The sequence below is a fragment of the Corynebacterium otitidis ATCC 51513 genome (assembly GCF_000296405.1).
GTDB lineage: Bacteria > Actinomycetota > Actinomycetes > Mycobacteriales > Mycobacteriaceae > Corynebacterium > Corynebacterium otitidis.
In genome coordinates this window covers 147,270-163,270 of the sequence record NZ_JH815193.1, presented here as the reverse complement: position 1 = coordinate 163,270, position 16,001 = coordinate 147,270, and the positions used below count along the sequence as shown (strand labels likewise).

At 73.8% G+C, this 16,001-nt stretch carries 12 protein-coding genes; 7 read left to right on the top strand and 5 right to left on the bottom strand.

Annotated elements, in window-relative coordinates:
* Positions 1 to 1,462, top strand: a 1,462-nt coding sequence (locus HMPREF9719_RS03650) for an RsmB/NOP family class I SAM-dependent RNA methyltransferase (RefSeq protein ID WP_004600617.1), incomplete at its 5' end; no start/stop codon positions are given.
* Positions 1,463 to 1,489: 27 nt separating this feature from the next.
* Here HMPREF9719_RS03650 and HMPREF9719_RS03645 read toward each other — a convergent pair.
* The 4 genes from HMPREF9719_RS03645 to HMPREF9719_RS03630 all read right to left on the bottom strand — a co-directional run bounded on the left by HMPREF9719_RS03645 (position 1,490) and on the right by HMPREF9719_RS03630 (position 8,392).
* A complete protein-coding gene (locus HMPREF9719_RS03645) occupies positions 1,490 to 3,877 on the bottom strand; it encodes a LamG-like jellyroll fold domain-containing protein (RefSeq protein ID WP_179943727.1) in 2,388 nt (795 codons plus the stop codon).
* 143 nt (positions 3,878 to 4,020) lie between these two features.
* Entirely contained in the window at positions 4,021 to 5,763 is a 1,743-nt protein-coding gene (locus tag HMPREF9719_RS03640; RefSeq protein WP_004600615.1) for an ABC transporter ATP-binding protein, read from the bottom strand.
* Between the two features lie 11 nt (positions 5,764 to 5,774).
* On the bottom strand, positions 5,775 to 7,550 hold the full coding sequence (locus tag HMPREF9719_RS03635) for an ABC transporter ATP-binding protein (protein WP_004600614.1): 1,776 nt from the start codon (positions 7,548 to 7,550) through the stop codon (positions 5,775 to 5,777).
* Positions 7,551 to 7,729: 179 nt separating this feature from the next.
* Entirely contained in the window at positions 7,730 to 8,392 is a 663-nt protein-coding gene (locus tag HMPREF9719_RS03630) for a TetR/AcrR family transcriptional regulator (RefSeq protein WP_004600613.1), read from the bottom strand.
* 139 nt (positions 8,393 to 8,531) lie between these two features.
* Between HMPREF9719_RS03630 and HMPREF9719_RS03625 the strand changes: the two genes are divergently transcribed.
* Positions 8,532 to 9,995, top strand: a complete 1,464-nt coding sequence (locus HMPREF9719_RS03625) for a YeeE/YedE thiosulfate transporter family protein (protein ID WP_004600612.1) — start codon at positions 8,532 to 8,534, stop codon at positions 9,993 to 9,995.
* Between the two features lie 37 nt (positions 9,996 to 10,032).
* On the opposite strand, the gene HMPREF9719_RS03620 is transcribed toward HMPREF9719_RS03625, so the two are convergent.
* Complete coding sequence (locus HMPREF9719_RS03620; RefSeq protein ID WP_004600611.1) at positions 10,033 to 11,430, bottom strand: amidohydrolase; 1,398 nt, start codon at positions 11,428 to 11,430, stop codon at positions 10,033 to 10,035.
* 207 nt (positions 11,431 to 11,637) lie between these two features.
* On the opposite strand from HMPREF9719_RS03620, the gene rpe reads away from it, so the two are divergent.
* The 5 genes from rpe to ribH all read left to right on the top strand — a co-directional run bounded on the left by rpe (position 11,638) and on the right by ribH (position 15,831).
* Positions 11,638 to 12,303: a ribulose-phosphate 3-epimerase gene (gene rpe / locus HMPREF9719_RS03615; protein WP_004600610.1), complete on the top strand. Its 666-nt coding sequence runs from the start codon at positions 11,638 to 11,640 to the stop codon at positions 12,301 to 12,303.
* Complete coding sequence (ribD, locus tag HMPREF9719_RS03610) at positions 12,303 to 13,313, top strand: bifunctional diaminohydroxyphosphoribosylaminopyrimidine deaminase/5-amino-6-(5-phosphoribosylamino)uracil reductase RibD (protein WP_004600609.1); 1,011 nt, start codon at positions 12,303 to 12,305, stop codon at positions 13,311 to 13,313. The genes rpe and ribD overlap by 1 nt, the downstream gene beginning before the upstream one ends.
* A gap of 45 nt (positions 13,314 to 13,358) precedes the next feature.
* Positions 13,359 to 13,973, top strand: coding sequence for a riboflavin synthase (locus tag HMPREF9719_RS03605; RefSeq protein ID WP_004600608.1), 615 nt, complete (start codon positions 13,359 to 13,361; stop codon positions 13,971 to 13,973).
* Positions 13,974 to 14,053: 80 nt separating this feature from the next.
* A complete protein-coding gene (locus tag HMPREF9719_RS03600) occupies positions 14,054 to 15,361 on the top strand; it encodes a bifunctional 3,4-dihydroxy-2-butanone-4-phosphate synthase/GTP cyclohydrolase II (protein ID WP_004600607.1) in 1,308 nt (435 codons plus the stop codon).
* Positions 15,358 to 15,831 carry a 6,7-dimethyl-8-ribityllumazine synthase gene (gene ribH / locus HMPREF9719_RS03595; protein WP_004600606.1) on the top strand — a complete coding sequence of 158 codons (474 nt, stop codon included), beginning with the start codon at positions 15,358 to 15,360 and terminating at the stop codon, positions 15,829 to 15,831. The genes HMPREF9719_RS03600 and ribH overlap by 4 nt, the downstream gene beginning before the upstream one ends.
* Positions 15,832 to 16,001: the final 170 nt, after the last annotated feature.

The window sequence follows — 16,001 nt, the reverse complement described above, 5'->3', positions numbered from 1 at the left end:
CGCGCGCGGCGCGGACCGCGGGCGCAAGCCCGCCCGCGGCAGGGAGAAGCGGGAGAGGACCGACCGGCGCCGCGGCGGCGCGCAGCGCCGGGCCTTCGAGTACCGGGGGCTCGACGTGCCGCGCCAGGTCGCCTTCGAGACGCTCCTTGCCGTCGCCGAGGACGCCGCGTACGCGAACCTCCAGCTGCCGGCCGCGCTGAAGAAGCGCAGGCTGACCGGCCGCGACGCGGCCTTCGCCACCGAGATCACCTACGGCGCGCTGCGCAACCAGGGAGTTATCGACGCGGTGCTCGCCGACTGCTCGAGCAGGAAGCTCTCCGACGTCGCGCCGACGGTGCTCGCGGCGCTGCGGCTCGGCTGCTACCAGGTGCTCTACACCCGCGTCGACGACCACGCCGCCGTCGACACGACCGTGCGGCTGGTGACCGCCACCCCGGAGGCGCACGCCAAGGGCTTCACCAACGCCGTCATGCGCGCGATCACCCGCCGCAGCCCCGAGGAGTGGCTGGGACGCCTGAGCCCCAAGGACGAGCCCGCGGCCACGGCGTTCCGCGCCGCGCACCCCGAGTGGATCGCCCGCTCGTTTGCCCGCTCGCTCGCGGCCAACGACGCCGCCGAGCCCGGCCTCGAGGAGCTTTCCCGCGCGCTCGAGGCGGACTCCGAGCGCCCGCGGGTGCACCTCGCCGCGCTGCCCGGCCGCATGACCGCCGAGGAGCTCGCGCTCGTCTCCGGCGGGGAGGAGGCGCACTTCTCGCCGTACGGGGTGTACCTCGACGAGGGCGACCCCGGCGAGCTCGACGCCGTCTCAGAGGGGCTCGCCATCGTCCAGGACGAGGGCAGCCAGCTCATCGCCCGCGGGCTGGCCGAGGCCCCCACCGAGGGGCCCGATAGCGGCCGGTGGCTCGACCTGTGCGCCGGGCCCGGCGGGAAGGCCGCGCTCATCGGCTCGATCGCGAAGATCGCCGGCGCGAAGCTCACCGCCGTCGAGCCGGCCGCGCACCGCGCCAGGCTCGTGCGCGAGGCGTGTCAGGGCCTGCCCGTCGACGTCGTCGAGGCCGACGGGCGCGACACCGGGCTTAAGCCCGGCTTCGACCGTATTCTCGTGGACGCGCCGTGCTCGGGGCTCGGCGCGCTGCGCCGACGCCCCGAGGCGCGCTGGCGCAAGGAGGAGAACGACGTCGAGGGGCTCTCCGCGCTGCAGTACGAGCTCCTCGACGCGGCCCTGGGCCTCGTGCGCCCGGGCGGGGTGGTCGTCTACTCGACGTGCTCGCCCGACATCCGCGAGACCCGCGAGGTCGTCGACCGGGCGCTCGGCGCCGTCGGCGACTGGGAGATCGACGCCCACGCCCTCGCACCTAAGCTGCCCGGCTCGGGGCGGCTGAGCTCGGCGCAGCTGTGGCCGCACCGCCACGGCACCGACGCGATGTTCTTCGCGGCGCTGCGCCGCCCGCTGGACTCCTAGCAGCAAGAAGCCCGGCGGGCGCGCGGCCTACGCGCGACTCCGCGCCCGCCCGAACAGCGTCGCTCCGCCGGCGGTCACGGCCGCGGCGCCGAGCACGATCACCGCGCCGAGCGCCGGGCCGGTCGCCGCGAGCGCGCCGCGGGAGCTTTCCTTCACTTCAGGCTTCGGCGCGGCGGTGGAGTCCTGCCCGCGCGATAACCCAGGCCGCTCGGTTGCGGTCGTCGCCGCGACATCGGACTCTGCATCCGCGGTTCCCTCAGCCGCGGGGCCGCCGGCCGGCTCGTGTTTTTGGGCCTCGTCTCCCTCGGGACGCTGGGCCGGCGGCTCGTCGCCGGGGTCGGAGGTCGTGTCGTCGCCGGCATGGGTTTCGTCGGACGGGGCCGCGCCGGAGTCGCCACCCGTGCCGCCGCTTCCGCCGGGCGTCGCGTCCGCGTCCGGGTCGTCGGGAGCTTCGGCGTCCGCGGCGCGGGCGGTGAGCCACTCGTCCTGGCTCAGGGGCCGGTCGGCGATGCGCACCTCACCGATGCAGCCGTTCCACTGGTTGGTCGGAAGCCCGTTGAAGACGCTCGCGCCGATCTGCCACGGCGCACCCGTGGCCTGGATGCCGGCGGCGTCGACGACGTCCCGCAGAATCGGGGCGCCGTCGATGCGCATCTCGACGGTGCGGGCGGCGGCGTCGTTGACGATGGCGACGTGGTGCCAGCCCCCGGCGGGGATCTCGTGGCTCCAGTTGCTCACCCCGTTTTGGTCGCCGTGGACCGGGAGGGTCGCCCACTGCAGCTCCGCGAGGTTGGAGACCGCGAGCACCGCGGGCGGCTCCCCACCCTCCTCGGCGATGCCGGTGAGCTCCTGCCTCGTGCCGCCGCGGGCGAGCGCCCCGGCCCAGCCGTCGCGCTCGGTATCGAAGCCCTCGTCGAGCTTGAGGAACGCCTCGATCGTATAGCCGTCCTCGAAGGTCGCGTCGTTGATGGGGGCGTCCTCATCGGTGGCGAAGCGCGCCGTCGCGAGCCCGCCGGGCAGGCACACCGAGCCCTCCGCCGAGGAGCGCGGGTCGCGCTCGGCGCTCGCGTCGACCTTCGTGGCCAGCCCGCGCAGCCGCATGTCGTTTTCGCCGGCGACGTCCTCGATGGTTTTCTTCTCGCCGGGGCGGGGCCGCCAGTGCGCGAGCGTGCCCGCGGCGTGCGGGTAGTCCTCGGGCCCCGCGGGCGGGGCGGGCGGCTCGGCGGCGGGGTTCTCGTAGCCCTCGGAGACGAGCGCGCGGGCCCGGGCGAGGTAGTCGGGGTCGTCGGGCGTGCCGGGCTCCCAGTCGGGGTCGATGCCGCGCAGCCTGCCTGCGAGGTCGAGCTCCACGCGCCACGAGTCGTTCTCGGAGTCGAGGGTGAGCTCGTCGAACTGGTTGAGCGTCTCCTTCGGCTTCTTGGCGACCCAGGGGGAGAGCACGCCCATCTCGAGCGCGCCGCCGGTGAGGTCGAAGCCCAACAGGCCGAGCAGCCCGTTGCCGCCCTGGTAGGACATCTGGTAGTCCATGAGCCCGGTGACGACGGGGTGGCCGTGCTCGTTGTCGTCGACGCGCACGCCCGCGCCGTGGTTGTGCCCGCCGAGCGCTAGGAAGATCTGGTCGTTGGGGGCGATGAGCTCCCGCCAGAGGTGCTCGCCGTACTCCTCGCTGAAGAACGGCTCGGAGGAGCCGACGTCGAGGATCTCGTGGCTGGTGACGATGGCGGGGGTGTCGGGGTGCTCGTTAAGGACGCGCTGCGCCCACGCGAGGGCGTCGTCGTCGGCGCGCCACGCGAGCGCGAGCACGAGGTAGTCCTGGCCCTCGGCGTTGAAGACGTGGGCCTCGCTTTCCATGTTGGGCTTCTCGAAGCGCTCGATAAACGTGTCGTTCCTCGCGGCCCTGGAGGCGGGGAACCAGCGGGCGTAGTGCGTCGGCTCGGAGCCGTCCTCGGTGAGGTCGTGGTTTCCGGGAAGGATCGAGTAGTTGAGCGCCGAGTCGTCGATGATGGCCATCGCCTCGTCGGCGACCTCCCACTCGCCCTCGACGTGAGCCTGGTCGACGACGTCGCCTAAGTGGGAAAGGAACTCGATGCCGAGCTCGTCCTGGTGGGAGACGAGCCACTCGGCCTGGGTGCGATACGGCTCGCTGCCGAAGCGCTCGGCGAAGAGGTTGCCGGTCTCCTCGGTGGTGTAGCGCGAGTAGAACTGGGTGTCCGGCATGACCGCGAGCGTGAAGCGCGATGCGGGCTTAGCGCCGCCCGCGCCGGGGGCGGGGCTGTCGGCCTCGGCGGCGGTGGCGGGCGCGGCGGCGCCCGCGGCGAGTAGCGCTAGCGCGGCGAGCGCCCCGCCGACGCGCCGGCCGGGCGCGGCGGGGCGAGGGGAACTGGTGTGACTGGGAGAAACTGCGTGGTGGTTCACGGCGCCGAAGGCTAGGCCCCGCCGGTTGCGGTCCCGTTGCGCGGCGCCCACGCCGCGGTAAACGACGCGGAAACTCCGCCGGCCGCGGGATCGCGGCCGGGGAGCGGGCGGGGCGTCGGCCGGCGCCGGCGCCTTAAAGGGTTCTAGCCTTCGGCGAGGGTCCAGCCGGCGGCCTCGGAGCGGCGGCGCCAGAACGCCCGGTAGGCGCCGCCGCTGTCCATGAGCTGCTCGTGGCTGCCGGTCTCCGCGACGCGGCCGTTCTCGTCGAGCACGACGATCCGGTCGGCGGCGGCGACGGTCTCGAGCTTGTGGGCGATGACGATGAACGTCGAGGTCTCGCTCAGCCGGTCGACCGCGGCGGTGATCGCGGCCTCGTTCTCCGCGTCGAGCGCGGAGGTCGCCTCGTCGAAGAGCACCACCGGCGCGCCCTTGACGAGGGCGCGCGCCACGGAGACGCGCTGGCGCTCCCCGCCGGAGAGCGCGCTGCCTCCCTCCCCGACGCGGGTGTCGTAGCCCTGCGGGAGGCGCTCGGCGATCGCCGCGACCCCGGCGAGCTGGGCGGCGCGGGCGATCTCGTCGTCGGTGGCGCCGGGCCGGCCGACCTTGATATTCGCCCACAGGGTGTCGTCGAAGAGGTAGACGTCCTGGAACACCAACGACAGCTGCGCCATCAGGTCTTCGGTGGTGAGCTCGCGGACGTCGGCCCCGCCGACGCGCACGGTGCCCTCGTCGGCGTCCCAGAAGCGCGCGATGAGGCGCGCGACCGTCGTCTTGCCCGAGCCGGACAGCCCGACCAACGCGAGGACCTCCCCGGGGCGGGCGGTGAGGCTCACATCGTCGAGGACGCGGTGGCCGGGCTCGTAGCCGAAGCTCACGTGCTCGAGTTCGACCTCGCCGGGGGAGGTGATGGGCGCGGACTCGGCCGGCTCGTCGAGGGTGGGGGTCTCGAGGATCTCGTCGGTCTCGTCGATGGGGCGGCGGGCGGACTCGACGCCGACGAGCATCTGCCCGAGGTTCGTGAGGTTCTGCGCGAACCTCAAGGTCAGGCCGATGGCGGCGACCGCGCCGATCGCGGTGAGCCGGCCGTCGAGCGCGGCGGCCGCGGCGGCGACCATGAGCGCGACGACGACGACCTGCACGGCCACGGCGCTCAGCGCCAGCGCCCCGGAGGAGACCCACAGGTCGCGGCGCCGCTCGGCGTCGTTTCTCGCGTGGGCTGCCTTGAGCGGCGCGAAGTCTGCGCCCTGGCCGGCGGCGCGCAGCGCCGGCTGGCAGGTCGCGAACTCGAGGATCCGCGCGGAGAGCTCCCGCGTCGTGGGCACGACCCGCCGATCCGAGGCGCGCTTGATGCGCTGGGTGAGGAGCATGATGCCCGCGGCGATGGGCCCGCCGATCGTCAGCGCGAGGCCGAGGACGGGCTGCCAGAGCCACGCGCCGATATAGATCGTCGCGGCGCCGGCGGCGTTGACGGCGACCACGGAGACGGTCCCGGCGATCACCGCGCCGACGGACATGAACCCGCTGGACACCAGCGTGGAGATCTGCGCGGCGCGGCCCTTGTGGAACCAGCCCAGCGGCAGGCTGGCGATCTGGTCGCCGAGGCTCAAGTGCCCGTGGCGCACGAAGTCCATCGCCGCGCCGTAGCCGGTCTTCGTGTGCGCGGCGGTCGTCGCCAGGCACGCGACGGCGAGCGCGGCGATGACGGCGAGCCAGCCGCCCACCCCGAGGCCGAACGGCTCGCTCTCCCCGGCGATCGCCGCGGCGAGCGGCAAAAGCGCCAGGAGGCCTAAGCCCTCGAGGACGCCGGCGAGCACGTAGAGCGGCAGCGCCCGGTTGAAGGCTCGCCGGCCGGCCGGGGAGAGCCTGCGGCGGGTCACGGCGATCATGAGCGGGTCCTTCACTGCGTCACCCCCATGAGGTCGTTGAGCGCGGCGTCGGTGATCTCCGAGCCGCGCAGGACGCGGGCCACGCGCCCCTCGTCGAGCGCGACGACCTGGTCGACGCCGCGCAGGGTCTCCGGGCGGTGGGCGATGACGAGCTCCGTGCGGCCCCTCGCCAGGGCGCTGAGCCCGGCCTGGATCTCGGACTCGGTGTCCGGGTCGGCCGCCGAGGTCGCCCCGTCGAGGATGACGATCGGGGTGTCGGCGAGCACCGCGCGGGCGATGGAGACGCGCTGCGCCTCCCCGCCGGAGACCCCGCCGCCCGAGCCGATCTCGCCGTTCAGGCCGAGGCGCTCGACCACCGGGTCGAGCCTGGCGACGCGCGCGGCGCGAAGGATCTCCTCGTCGGTGGCCTCGGGCCTGGCGAGCGCGATGTTGTCGCGCAGCGTGCCGCGCACGAGCTGCGGGTCCTGCAGCACGAACGACACCAGCGAGTAGAGCTTCGCGCTGGGCAGCTCGCGCACGTCGACCCCGCCGATGGTCACCGCGCCGTGGTCGGGGTCCTGGAAGCGGGCGAGCATCGTCGCCGCGGTCGACTTCCCCGAGCCCGAGGGCCCGACGAGCGCGGTGACGCTGTTTTCGGGGAGCACCATGTCGAGGCCCGCGATGCCCGAGCCGGAGTCGTAGGAGAAGGACACGTCGCGGTAGGCGACCTCGTGGCTGCGCGGCTCGGGGCTTTCGCCCTCGGGCTCCGCGACGATCGGGGCGTCGAGGGTCTCGGTGAGGCGCAGCGCCGAGTTACCCGCGATCTGCGTGTGCCATGCAGAAGTCGACAGGGTGTTGATCGTGGAGGGCACGACGAGCGCGATGAGGGTGGTGGCCACGACGTCGGCGGGGCTCACCCACCCGGCCGCGGCCATCGCCGCGCCGCCGCCTCCGACGATGAGGATGAGCAGCGGGGCGCTCACCAGGCCCTGGGACACCGAGGCGACCGTGACGAGCGGCTCGCACCACGAGCGGTAGAACTCGGAGAAGCGCCGCGCGGCGTCCGCGTAGCGGCCGTGGGCCCGGCCCACCTGGCCGAAGGCCTTGACGACCTCGATGCCGTCGACGAACTCCACCGCCCGGGAGGAGACCTCCGCGAGCCTGGAGTCCATCTCCGCGGTCTTTTCGCCCATGCCGCGCATGGTGAAGGCCTGCAGCGCGAAGAACACCGGCACGATCGCGACAGTGAGCAGGCCCAGTCGCCAGTCGATGACGAGCGCGTACGCCACGAGCGCCAGAGGCGTCGTCGCCGCGGCGGCGGTCTCCACGGGGGCGTGCGCGACGAGCTGGTGGAGAGCCACCGTGTCGTCCTGCAGGGCCTTGCGCACCCGCCCCGAGGTCGCCTGCCCGAACCACGCCAGCGGCGCCCTGGCGAGCCTCGCCTCGAGGCGGGCGTGGAGCAGCCCCACGAGCTTGAGGTCCGCGAAGTGGGTGACGAGGAACCCGACAAAGATGAGCCCGGCCTGCAGGCCGAGCGCCCCGAGAAGCGCCAGGCACAGGTTGCGCACCCTACCGGGGTCGCCGCCCCCGGCGAGCTCCTCGCCGAGGCGGACGAGGATGACGTACGGGGCGATCGCCGCCACCCCGGAAAGCGCCCCGAGCAGCCGGCCCACCGCGAGGCGGCCGCGCACGGGGCGAAGGAGAGTGGTGAGGGCCTTCTTGCCCTCGGCCCGCTTGGCGGCGGGGTCGGCCGGCGGCGCGCCGGGGGAGGACTCCCTCCCCGGGGGCGCCTCGGTGGCCGTGGTCATGGGATCACCACCTGAGAGATTCATGCTGTGAGCTGGACTGAACGAGCACGGCTGCCGCGGCGGCGGGCCGCCGCGGCAGCTAGTGCGGCATGCCTAGCTTAAAACTAAAAGCGTTAAGTAATTGGGAATCGACCCCATCCGGGTGGGGCGGCAAGGAGAGAGGCTCCGGGCCGACGGCGCTAGTCGCGGGGCCGAAGGCCCGCCTCGACGGCGTCGAGGACGAACGCGACCTTCGCGTCGAGGTTGCCGCGCTCGGCCCAGTCGTCCCGCACGAGCAGGAGGGGGTCGCCGCCGGCGGCCTCGAGGGCGCGGCGCGCCCGCTGCAGCCCGGTGAGCCCGTCCTCGCCGACCTCGCGCATGGGCTCGGTCATGAGGAACGTCGACAACACGAGGTCCCCGATGAAGTCGAGGAGGAACTCGATGTCGGGGTCCGTGCCGGGGAAGCCCGCTCCGGACACGGCGCCGAGCAGCCGCTGCAGGTAGCGCTGGGCGTGGGCGTGCGCGCCAGGTGTCGTGGCGATCGTCGTCGCGAACCCGGGATAGGAGGCGAGCAGCGCCCAGAAGTCGTCGCGGTAGCGCTCGAGCAGCGCGCGCCAGCGCGGCGTGCCCTCGGGGAGCTCGCCGAGCGGGCGGTCGGGATCGACCATCGCGGAGCCGACGCGCTTGAGCCCCAGGTCGACGAGCTCGTCGCGGGAGCGCACCACCCGGTAGAGCGACGGCGCGGAGACCCCCAGCTCCTTCGCGACGCTCGCGAGGGTGAACCGGTCGAGGCCCTGGCCGAGGGCCACGTCGACGACCTTCTCGCGGTCGAAGGAGGGCTGGCGGCCCGCGTGTCGTGCCATGGGGCCCAACGATACCGCCGCCGCCCTTTCCCTCCGAGCGCGCGGGCGCCCTTCCGGGGAACCGATCGGTCTGATATCACTGTCCCGGTCGGTACAAGAAACAATTCGTCTCCGGAAGAATGAAAGGTCGAATCGCCGGATGCTTCTCACCGGTTTCGTCGTCGGCGCGGCGCTAGGAATCGTCCTCCAGCGCGGCAGGTTCTGCGTCACCGGCATGCTGCGCGACATCTTCCTGCAGCGCAGCTGGCGAGGGTTTAGCGGGCTCATGGTCGTCATCGCCGTGCACGCCGTGGGCCTCAACGCGCTCGCCTCCGCCGGGGTGATCGCCCCGGAGCACTCGCCGCTCGCGCCCATCGGGGTCATCGGCGGCTCGCTGATCTTCGGGCTGGGCATCGTGCTCGCCGGGGGCTGCGCCTCGGGCACGTGGTACCGCGCAGGCGAAGGCCTGGTCGGCTCGTGGCTCGCGCTGGTGGCCTACGCGGCCACGGCGTCCGCGATGAAGGGCGGGGCTCTCGGCTGGCTCAACGACGCCGCCACCGCGTGGCGCGTGCCCTTAACCACCGTCGACGAGACGCTGGGGATCTCCCCGTGGTGGCTCGTCGCTCTCCTCGTCGCGATCACCGCCGTGATGGTGCGCCGCCAGCTGCGCCGCGAGACCCCCACGCCTCGGGCCGTGAAGCAGGCGATCCCGCCGCTGCGCCGCCCCATCCCGCTTTACCCCGCGGCGGTGCTCGTCGGCCTCATCGGCGTGATCGCCTGGCCGCTCTCCGCGGCGACGGGCCGCAACTCCGGCCTCGGGATCACCACCCCGAGCGCGAACCTCGCGGAGTTCATCACCACCGGCGATCCCGAGACCGTCGACTGGGGCGTGCTCCTCGTGCTCGGCATCCTTCTCGGCGCGACCGTCGCGGCGGTGGCATCAAAGGAGTTTCGAGTGCGCGTGCCCGACGCCGCGACCGCCCGCAACTCGCTCATCGGCGGGGCGCTCATGGGCATCGGCGCCGCGACCGCCGGCGGCTGCACCGTCGGCAACGGCATGGTCGAGACCTCCCTCATGAGCTACCAGGGCTGGGTCTCGCTGCTGTTCATCGCGCTCGGCGTGGGGCTCGCCACGAAGCTGTGGCTCAAGCCCGCCGACGAGGCGAAGGCCCAGGCGACGAGCCCCGGCGCAGGCTACAGCTCGGCCGAGTCGATCGGCACGAGCGTCGACGCCCCCGCGGAGCCCGCCGCGCCGCAGCCCGCCGCGCCCGCGGCGTCGGGCGGCAATGCTTCGGGGTCGAGTCCCGCCGCCGCGGCGGCCGCGGCCGTGCCGCGCGCCACCGGGCTCATCGACCTCGCCGAGAAGCCCCGCTCCGCGAAGGCCACGCCGCTCGGCGACGGGCGCTACCTGCTCGACCAGTTCGGGGCGGTGTGCCCCTTCCCCCTCATCGAGGCCAAGGACGTCATGGCGACACTCAAGCCGGGGGAGCGGCTCGTCGTCGACTTCGACTGCGTGCAGGCCACCGACTCGCTGCCGCGCTGGGCGGCCGAGGAGGGCTATGAAGTCACGGACTTCCAGCAGACCGGCAACGCCGGCTGGCGCATCGAGATCGAGAAGCGCTAGCCACGCGAGCTTTTATGCCCGAGCCCCGGCGGGCGGGCTAGGACTCGGTCTCGCCGAGGATCTCGGCGACGCGCTGCGGGCCGCCGGCCGCGCGAAACTCCGCGGCCGCCTCCTCGCGCAAGTCCTCGTCGCCGAGGTAGTCGATGGCGACCTGCGCGAGCCCGACCGCCGAGTCGACGGCCGTGTCGACCGCGCCGTCGGTGTTGGTGTACTCGGCGAACTCCGCGGTGTGCAGCGCGACGTTCTCCGGGGAGACCTTCACCATCGGGTGGAGGCCCGGGATGAGGTGGGAGACGTTCCCGAAGTCCGTCGACGCGGCGAGCGCGTCGGGCACCACCCCCGCGGGCAGCGGGTCGCGGCCCCGGGCGCGCTGCGTGGCCGACCAGCGCGCCGCCAGTGGCCCGCTGTTGCGCACCGGCAGGGAGGCCGGGTGGCGGTCCCACTCGCGCTCGACGCGCACGCCCGCCATGAGCGCCGCGCCGGTGACGATGTCGTCCACCCGCCGAGAGAGGTCACGCAGCGCGTCGGGCAGCAGCGAGCGCACGTAGATCGACATCCGGGCGCGCTCCGGGATGACCGACGGCCTCGTGCCGCCCTCCTCGATAATCGCGTGCACCCGGTCGCTCGGCGGCATCTCCTGGCGCCACAGCCCGATCGCCTGGTACGCGAGGCTCGCCGCGTCGAGCGCGTTTCTGCCCATGTAGGGCTGCGAGGAGGCGTGCGCCGCGACCCCGCTAAACGTCACATCTAAGGTGCGGCGGCCCACCCGGGCGTGCTCGGCGATGTCGTAGCCGAAGGGGTGCACCATGACCGCCGCGTCGACCCCGTTCAGCGCGCCGGCGCGGATGAGGTACTCCTTGCCGGTGTGGCCCTCCTCGGCCGGCGTGCCGAGGAGCACGAGACGGCCCCGCGGGGCGGGGGAGGGCGCGGCGCGGTGCGCGCCGGCCAGAGCGTCGCGCGCCGCGAGGAAGGCGCCCAGTCCGGCGGCGGCGATGACGTTGTGCCCGCAGGCGTGGCCGATCTCGGGCAGCGCGTCGTACTCGGCCATGACCGCCACGGTCGGGTCCCGGTCCGGCAGGTAGCCCGGGGTGGCGTACTCGGAGCGAAACGCGGTCTCCACGCCGTGGGCGCCGAGCTCGGCGGCCGCGCCGTGCCCGGCGAGCGCGTCGACGAGCAGCCGCGCGGAGCGGCGCTCCTCGAAGGCGGTCTCCGGGTGGGCGTGGAGGTCCAGCGCCACCTTCTTCAGCAGCGGGCGCAGCGCCTCGCCGCGGGCGCGCGCCGCCGCCCACAGCGACTCCTGCCCGGGGTACGCGCCGTCCGGCCCGGCCGCCCCCGGCGCGCCCCGGGCGGCGCCCCGCTGTCTGCGGGCGGTCGCCCGCCGCATCGCGTCGATGTACGCGGTCGAGGGCGTGAGGTCGTCGGAGGTCTCGGGCATGGCACCGTCATCGGGCCTAAGAAGAGAGAGTCTCTCCCGGCCCGTCCCTTTCCCGGCGTGGCTGGCTGGTCGCGCGCGCCCGCCCCGCCGCAGGGGGCGCTTGGAGGTTGAAGTGGCCTCCCACGCTACTGAAACCGAAACGCGGGCCTCAACCGCCCGGCCGACCAGGGCCGGGGGCGCCCCCGCGGCCGGCTAGGATTGGGGCCCATGAGCGTCACGATTACCCCGTCGATCCTCTCGGCGGACTTCACCCGCCTCGGCGAGGAGATCGGCCGCATCGGGAATGCCGACTGGGTCCACGTCGACATCATGGACGGCCACTTCGTCCCGAACTTAAGCTTCGGGCCCGCGATCGTCGAGGCCGCGCGGGGCGTCACCGACAAGCCCTTCGACGTGCACCTCATGATCGAGGAGCCCGAGACGTGGGTGGAGCGCTACGCGAAGGCCGGCGCGGACACCATCATCTTCCACGTCGAGGCCGCCGCCGACCCGCACGCGCTCGTGGCGCGGATCAGGGAGCTCGGGGCGCGCGCGGCGTTCTCCGTGAAGCCGAAGACCCCCATCGAGGACTACCTCGACCTCGCGCGCGAGGCCGACCAGGTGCTCGTCATGTCCGTCGAGCCGGGCTTCGGTGGGCAGGCGTTCATGCCCGAGCAGCTTTCCAAGGTCGAGACGCTTGACCGGCTGCGCCGCGCGGAGGGCCTCGATCTCACCATCGAGATCGACGGCGGCATCTCCGCAGACACCATCGGCCAGGCGGCCGCCGCCGGCGTCGACTCCTTCGTCGCGGGCTCCGCGGTCTACGGCGCGCCCGACCCCAACGCGGCCATCGACGAGCTGCGCCGCCTCGCCGAGGCGGCCCGCGCTCGCTGATGGCGGGGTATGACTTAAGCCCCGCCGAGGAGCGCGCGCTCCACGCCGCCGAGGCCGCCGCCGAGGGGGCGCGCGGCACAACGAGCCCCAACCCGCCGGTCGGCGCGGCGATCCTCGACGCCGACGGACGGCTCGCCGGGGTGGGCGCGACCCACCCGCCCGGCGGCCCCCACGCCGAGGTCGCCGCGCTCAGCGAGGCCGGCGATCGGGCGCGCGGCGGCACCGCCGTGGTCACCCTCGAGCCGTGCAACCACACCGGCCGCACCGGCCCGTGCGCCGAGGCACTTCTCGAGGCGGGTATTGCCCGGGTGCTCTTCGCCCAGCCCGAGCCCACCGGGCTCGCCGGCGGGGGAGCCGACTTCCTCCGCTCGAGGGGGATCGAGGCCGCCTGCCTCCACCGCGACGTGCCCGCCCTTCGCCCCTGGCTCGTCTCCGCGAGGCTCGGCCGGCCGCACGTCACCGCGAAGTGGGCGCAGAGCCTCGACGGCTTCGCCCGCGACCACGCGGGAAAAAGCCAGTGGATCACCGGGGAGCGCGCCCGCGCGTTCGTCCACGAGGACCGCGAGAAGCGCGACGCCATCGTCGTCGGCACCGGCACCGCGCTCGCCGACGACCCCTCGCTCACCGCCAGGCGCCCCGACGGGAGCCTGAGGTCACGCCAGCCGCGCCGCGTCGTCGTCGGCCGCCGCGGCCTCGACGGCGTGGCGGGGAACCTCCACCGCTTGGGCTTCGAGCAGCACTCCACCATCGACGAGGCGCTCTCCTCGCTGTGGGAGTCCGGCGCCCGCGACGTGCTCGTCGAGGGCGGGCCCACGCTTATCGGCGGGTTTCTCTCCCGCTGGCTCGTTGACGCCGTGCAGGCCTATATCGCGCCCGCGCTTCTTATCGACGGGCTCGGCGCGGTCGCGGGGCTTAGCGCCCCCGACTTGGGCGAGGAGACCCGCCTCCGGCTTCACTCCGCGACCCCGCTCGGCGACGACCTCCTCGTCGAGTACCGCGCCGAGCGCTAACACGACCGCGCCCCGGCGGGCCCCTGCGCCGGTAGGGTGGCGTCCATGTTCACCGGGATCATCGAGGAGATCGGCACGATCGGCGCCGTCGAGCGCCACGAGGACGACGCCGCCAGGCTCACGATCGACGCGCCCGGCATCGCCGGCGGCGTGAAGCCCGGCGACTCCGTCGCCGTCTCCGGGGTGTGCCTCACCGCCGTCAACCCCACCGAGACAGGCTTCGAGGCCGACGTCATGAAGGCCACCCTCGACGCCTCCTCCCTCGGGCGGCTTCAAGAGGGCGACCGCGTCAACCTCGAGCGGGCGCTGCCGCTCGGCGGAAGGCTCGGCGGGCACCTCGTCCAGGGGCACGTCGACGCCACCGGCGAGGTCCTCAGCCGCACGCCCGCCACTCACTGGGAGGTCGTGCGCCTCAGCCTGCCCGCCACGATCGCGCCCTACGTCGTCGAGAAGGGCTCGATTGCCGTCGAGGGCACCTCGCTGACCGTCTCCGCCCTCGGCGACGACTTCTTCGAGGTCTCGCTCATCCCCACCACGCTCGCCGAGACCACCCTCGACGGGCTTCGCCCCGGCGATCCCGTCAACCTCGAGGCCGACGTCGCCGGCAAGTACCTGAAGCGCCTCGCCGAGACCCGCCCCGGCGCCGGCGACGGGCGCTGATCCCGCCCACCGGAGAGTTTTATTCCCGCCCCGCCACCCGCGGGCGGGCGGCGCCCGCGGCCAGGCTAGGCTTGACCCCCATGGCCGAAGCAGCACAGGCGGGCGTCAGGCTCGACGACGTCGACCGCGCGATTAGAGACATCCGCGCCGGGCGCGCCGTCGTCGTCGTCGACGACGAGCACCGCGAGAACGAGGGCGACCTCATCTTCGCCGCGGAGAAGGCCACCCCCGAGCTCGTCGCGTTCATGGTGCGCTACTCCTCGGGATACATCTGCGCCGCGCTGAGCGCCGCCGACGCCGACCGGCTGAACCTGCCGCCCATGGTCGCGACCAACGAGGACGCCCACGGCACCGCCTACGCCGTCACCGTCGACGCCGCCACCGGCACGACGGGCATCTCCGCGCGCTCGCGGGCCGAGACGCTGCGCCGCCTCGCCGACCCGCACTTCGGGCCCGGCGACTTCACCCGCCCCGGGCACGTCGTGCCGCTGCGCGCGAGAAACGGCGGCGTCCTCGAGCGCGCCGGCCACACCGAGGCCACCATCGACCTCGTGCGCGCCGCCGGGCTCAACCCCGCGGGCGCGCTCTGCGAGATCGTCTCCGAGGACGACCCCACCGACATGATGCGCGCCGCGGAGCTGCGCCGCTTCGCGGACCGCCACGGCCTCACCATGATCTCCGTGCCGCAGCTGCAGCGCTGGCGGCTGCGCCACGACACCATCATCGAGCGCGGCGCCACCGTGAGGCTGCCCACCGACTACGGGCAGTTCCGCGCCGCCGGCTTCCGCAACACCATCACCGGCGCCGAGCACCTCGCGCTCATCGCAGGCACCCCCGACGCCGACGGCGGGGAGGACGTGCTCGTGCGCGTCCACTCCGAGTGCCTCACCGGCGACGTCTTCGGCTCCAGGCGCTGCGACTGCGGCCAGCAGCTCCACGAGTCGCTGCGCACCGTCGCCGACGCCGGGCGCGGCATCGTGCTCTACATGCGCGGCCAGGAGGGCCGCGGCATCGGGCTCTTGCAGAAGCTGCGCGCCTACGCCCTCCAGGACGAGGGCCTCGACACCGTGGACGCGAACTTGAAGCTCGGGGAGCCGGCCGATGCCCGCGAGTTCGACACCGCAGCCCAGGTGCTCGACCAGCTCGGGGTGCGCTCCATCAACCTCATCACCAACAACCCCGCCAAGGCCGACGGGCTCTCCGGCCACGGCTTCGCGGTCACCGGCCGCACCCGCATCCCCGTCGAGGTCAACGCCGACAACGTCGGCTACCTAAAGACCAAGCGGGATAGGATGGGCCACGACCTGCCCGGGCTCGACGACTATTCGCCGCAGTACCCGGGCGGCGCCGACTCTTTAGGCAACGGGAAGGACACCGAGGAGAAGTGAGCAAGGCCGGCAGCCCCGATCAGGGCGCGCTGAAGGTCCGCGCGGAGGGCCTGCGCGTCGCGGTGGTGACCTCCAGCTGGAACGCGGAGGTCTGCGAGCAGCTCCACGAGCGCGCCGTCGCCACGCTGCGCGAGGCCGGGGCCGCGCCCACCGAGCTGCGGGTCGCCGGCGCCCTGGAGATTCCCGTCGTTGCGCAGCGCGCCGCGCGCAGCCACGACGCGGTCGTCGCGCTCGGCTGCGTGCTGCGCGGCGGCACCCCGCACTTCGACTACGTGTGCCAGTCCGTCACCGAGGGGCTCACCCGCGTCGCGCTCGACGAGGAGACCCCGGTCGCCAACGGGATCCTCACCGTCGAGAGCCAAGAGCAGGCCCTCGACCGCGCCGGCTTCGAGGGCTCCGCGGAGGACAAGGGCGCCGAGGCCGCCCAGGCCGCGCTGCACACCGCGGTGCTGCTCGCCGGCCTGAGCTAACGTCCCGGTTCTTTTAACGGTTCACAGACCGCCGCGCCCCGACCCGCACGATCGCTGGCCGGGGCGCGGCGTCGCTTTTAGGGGAGCGCTACCGGCGCCGGCGCACGGCCACGACGGCGAGCCCGCCGGTCGCCAGCGCCGCGGCGCCGAGCACCGCCGGCCAGAGGGCC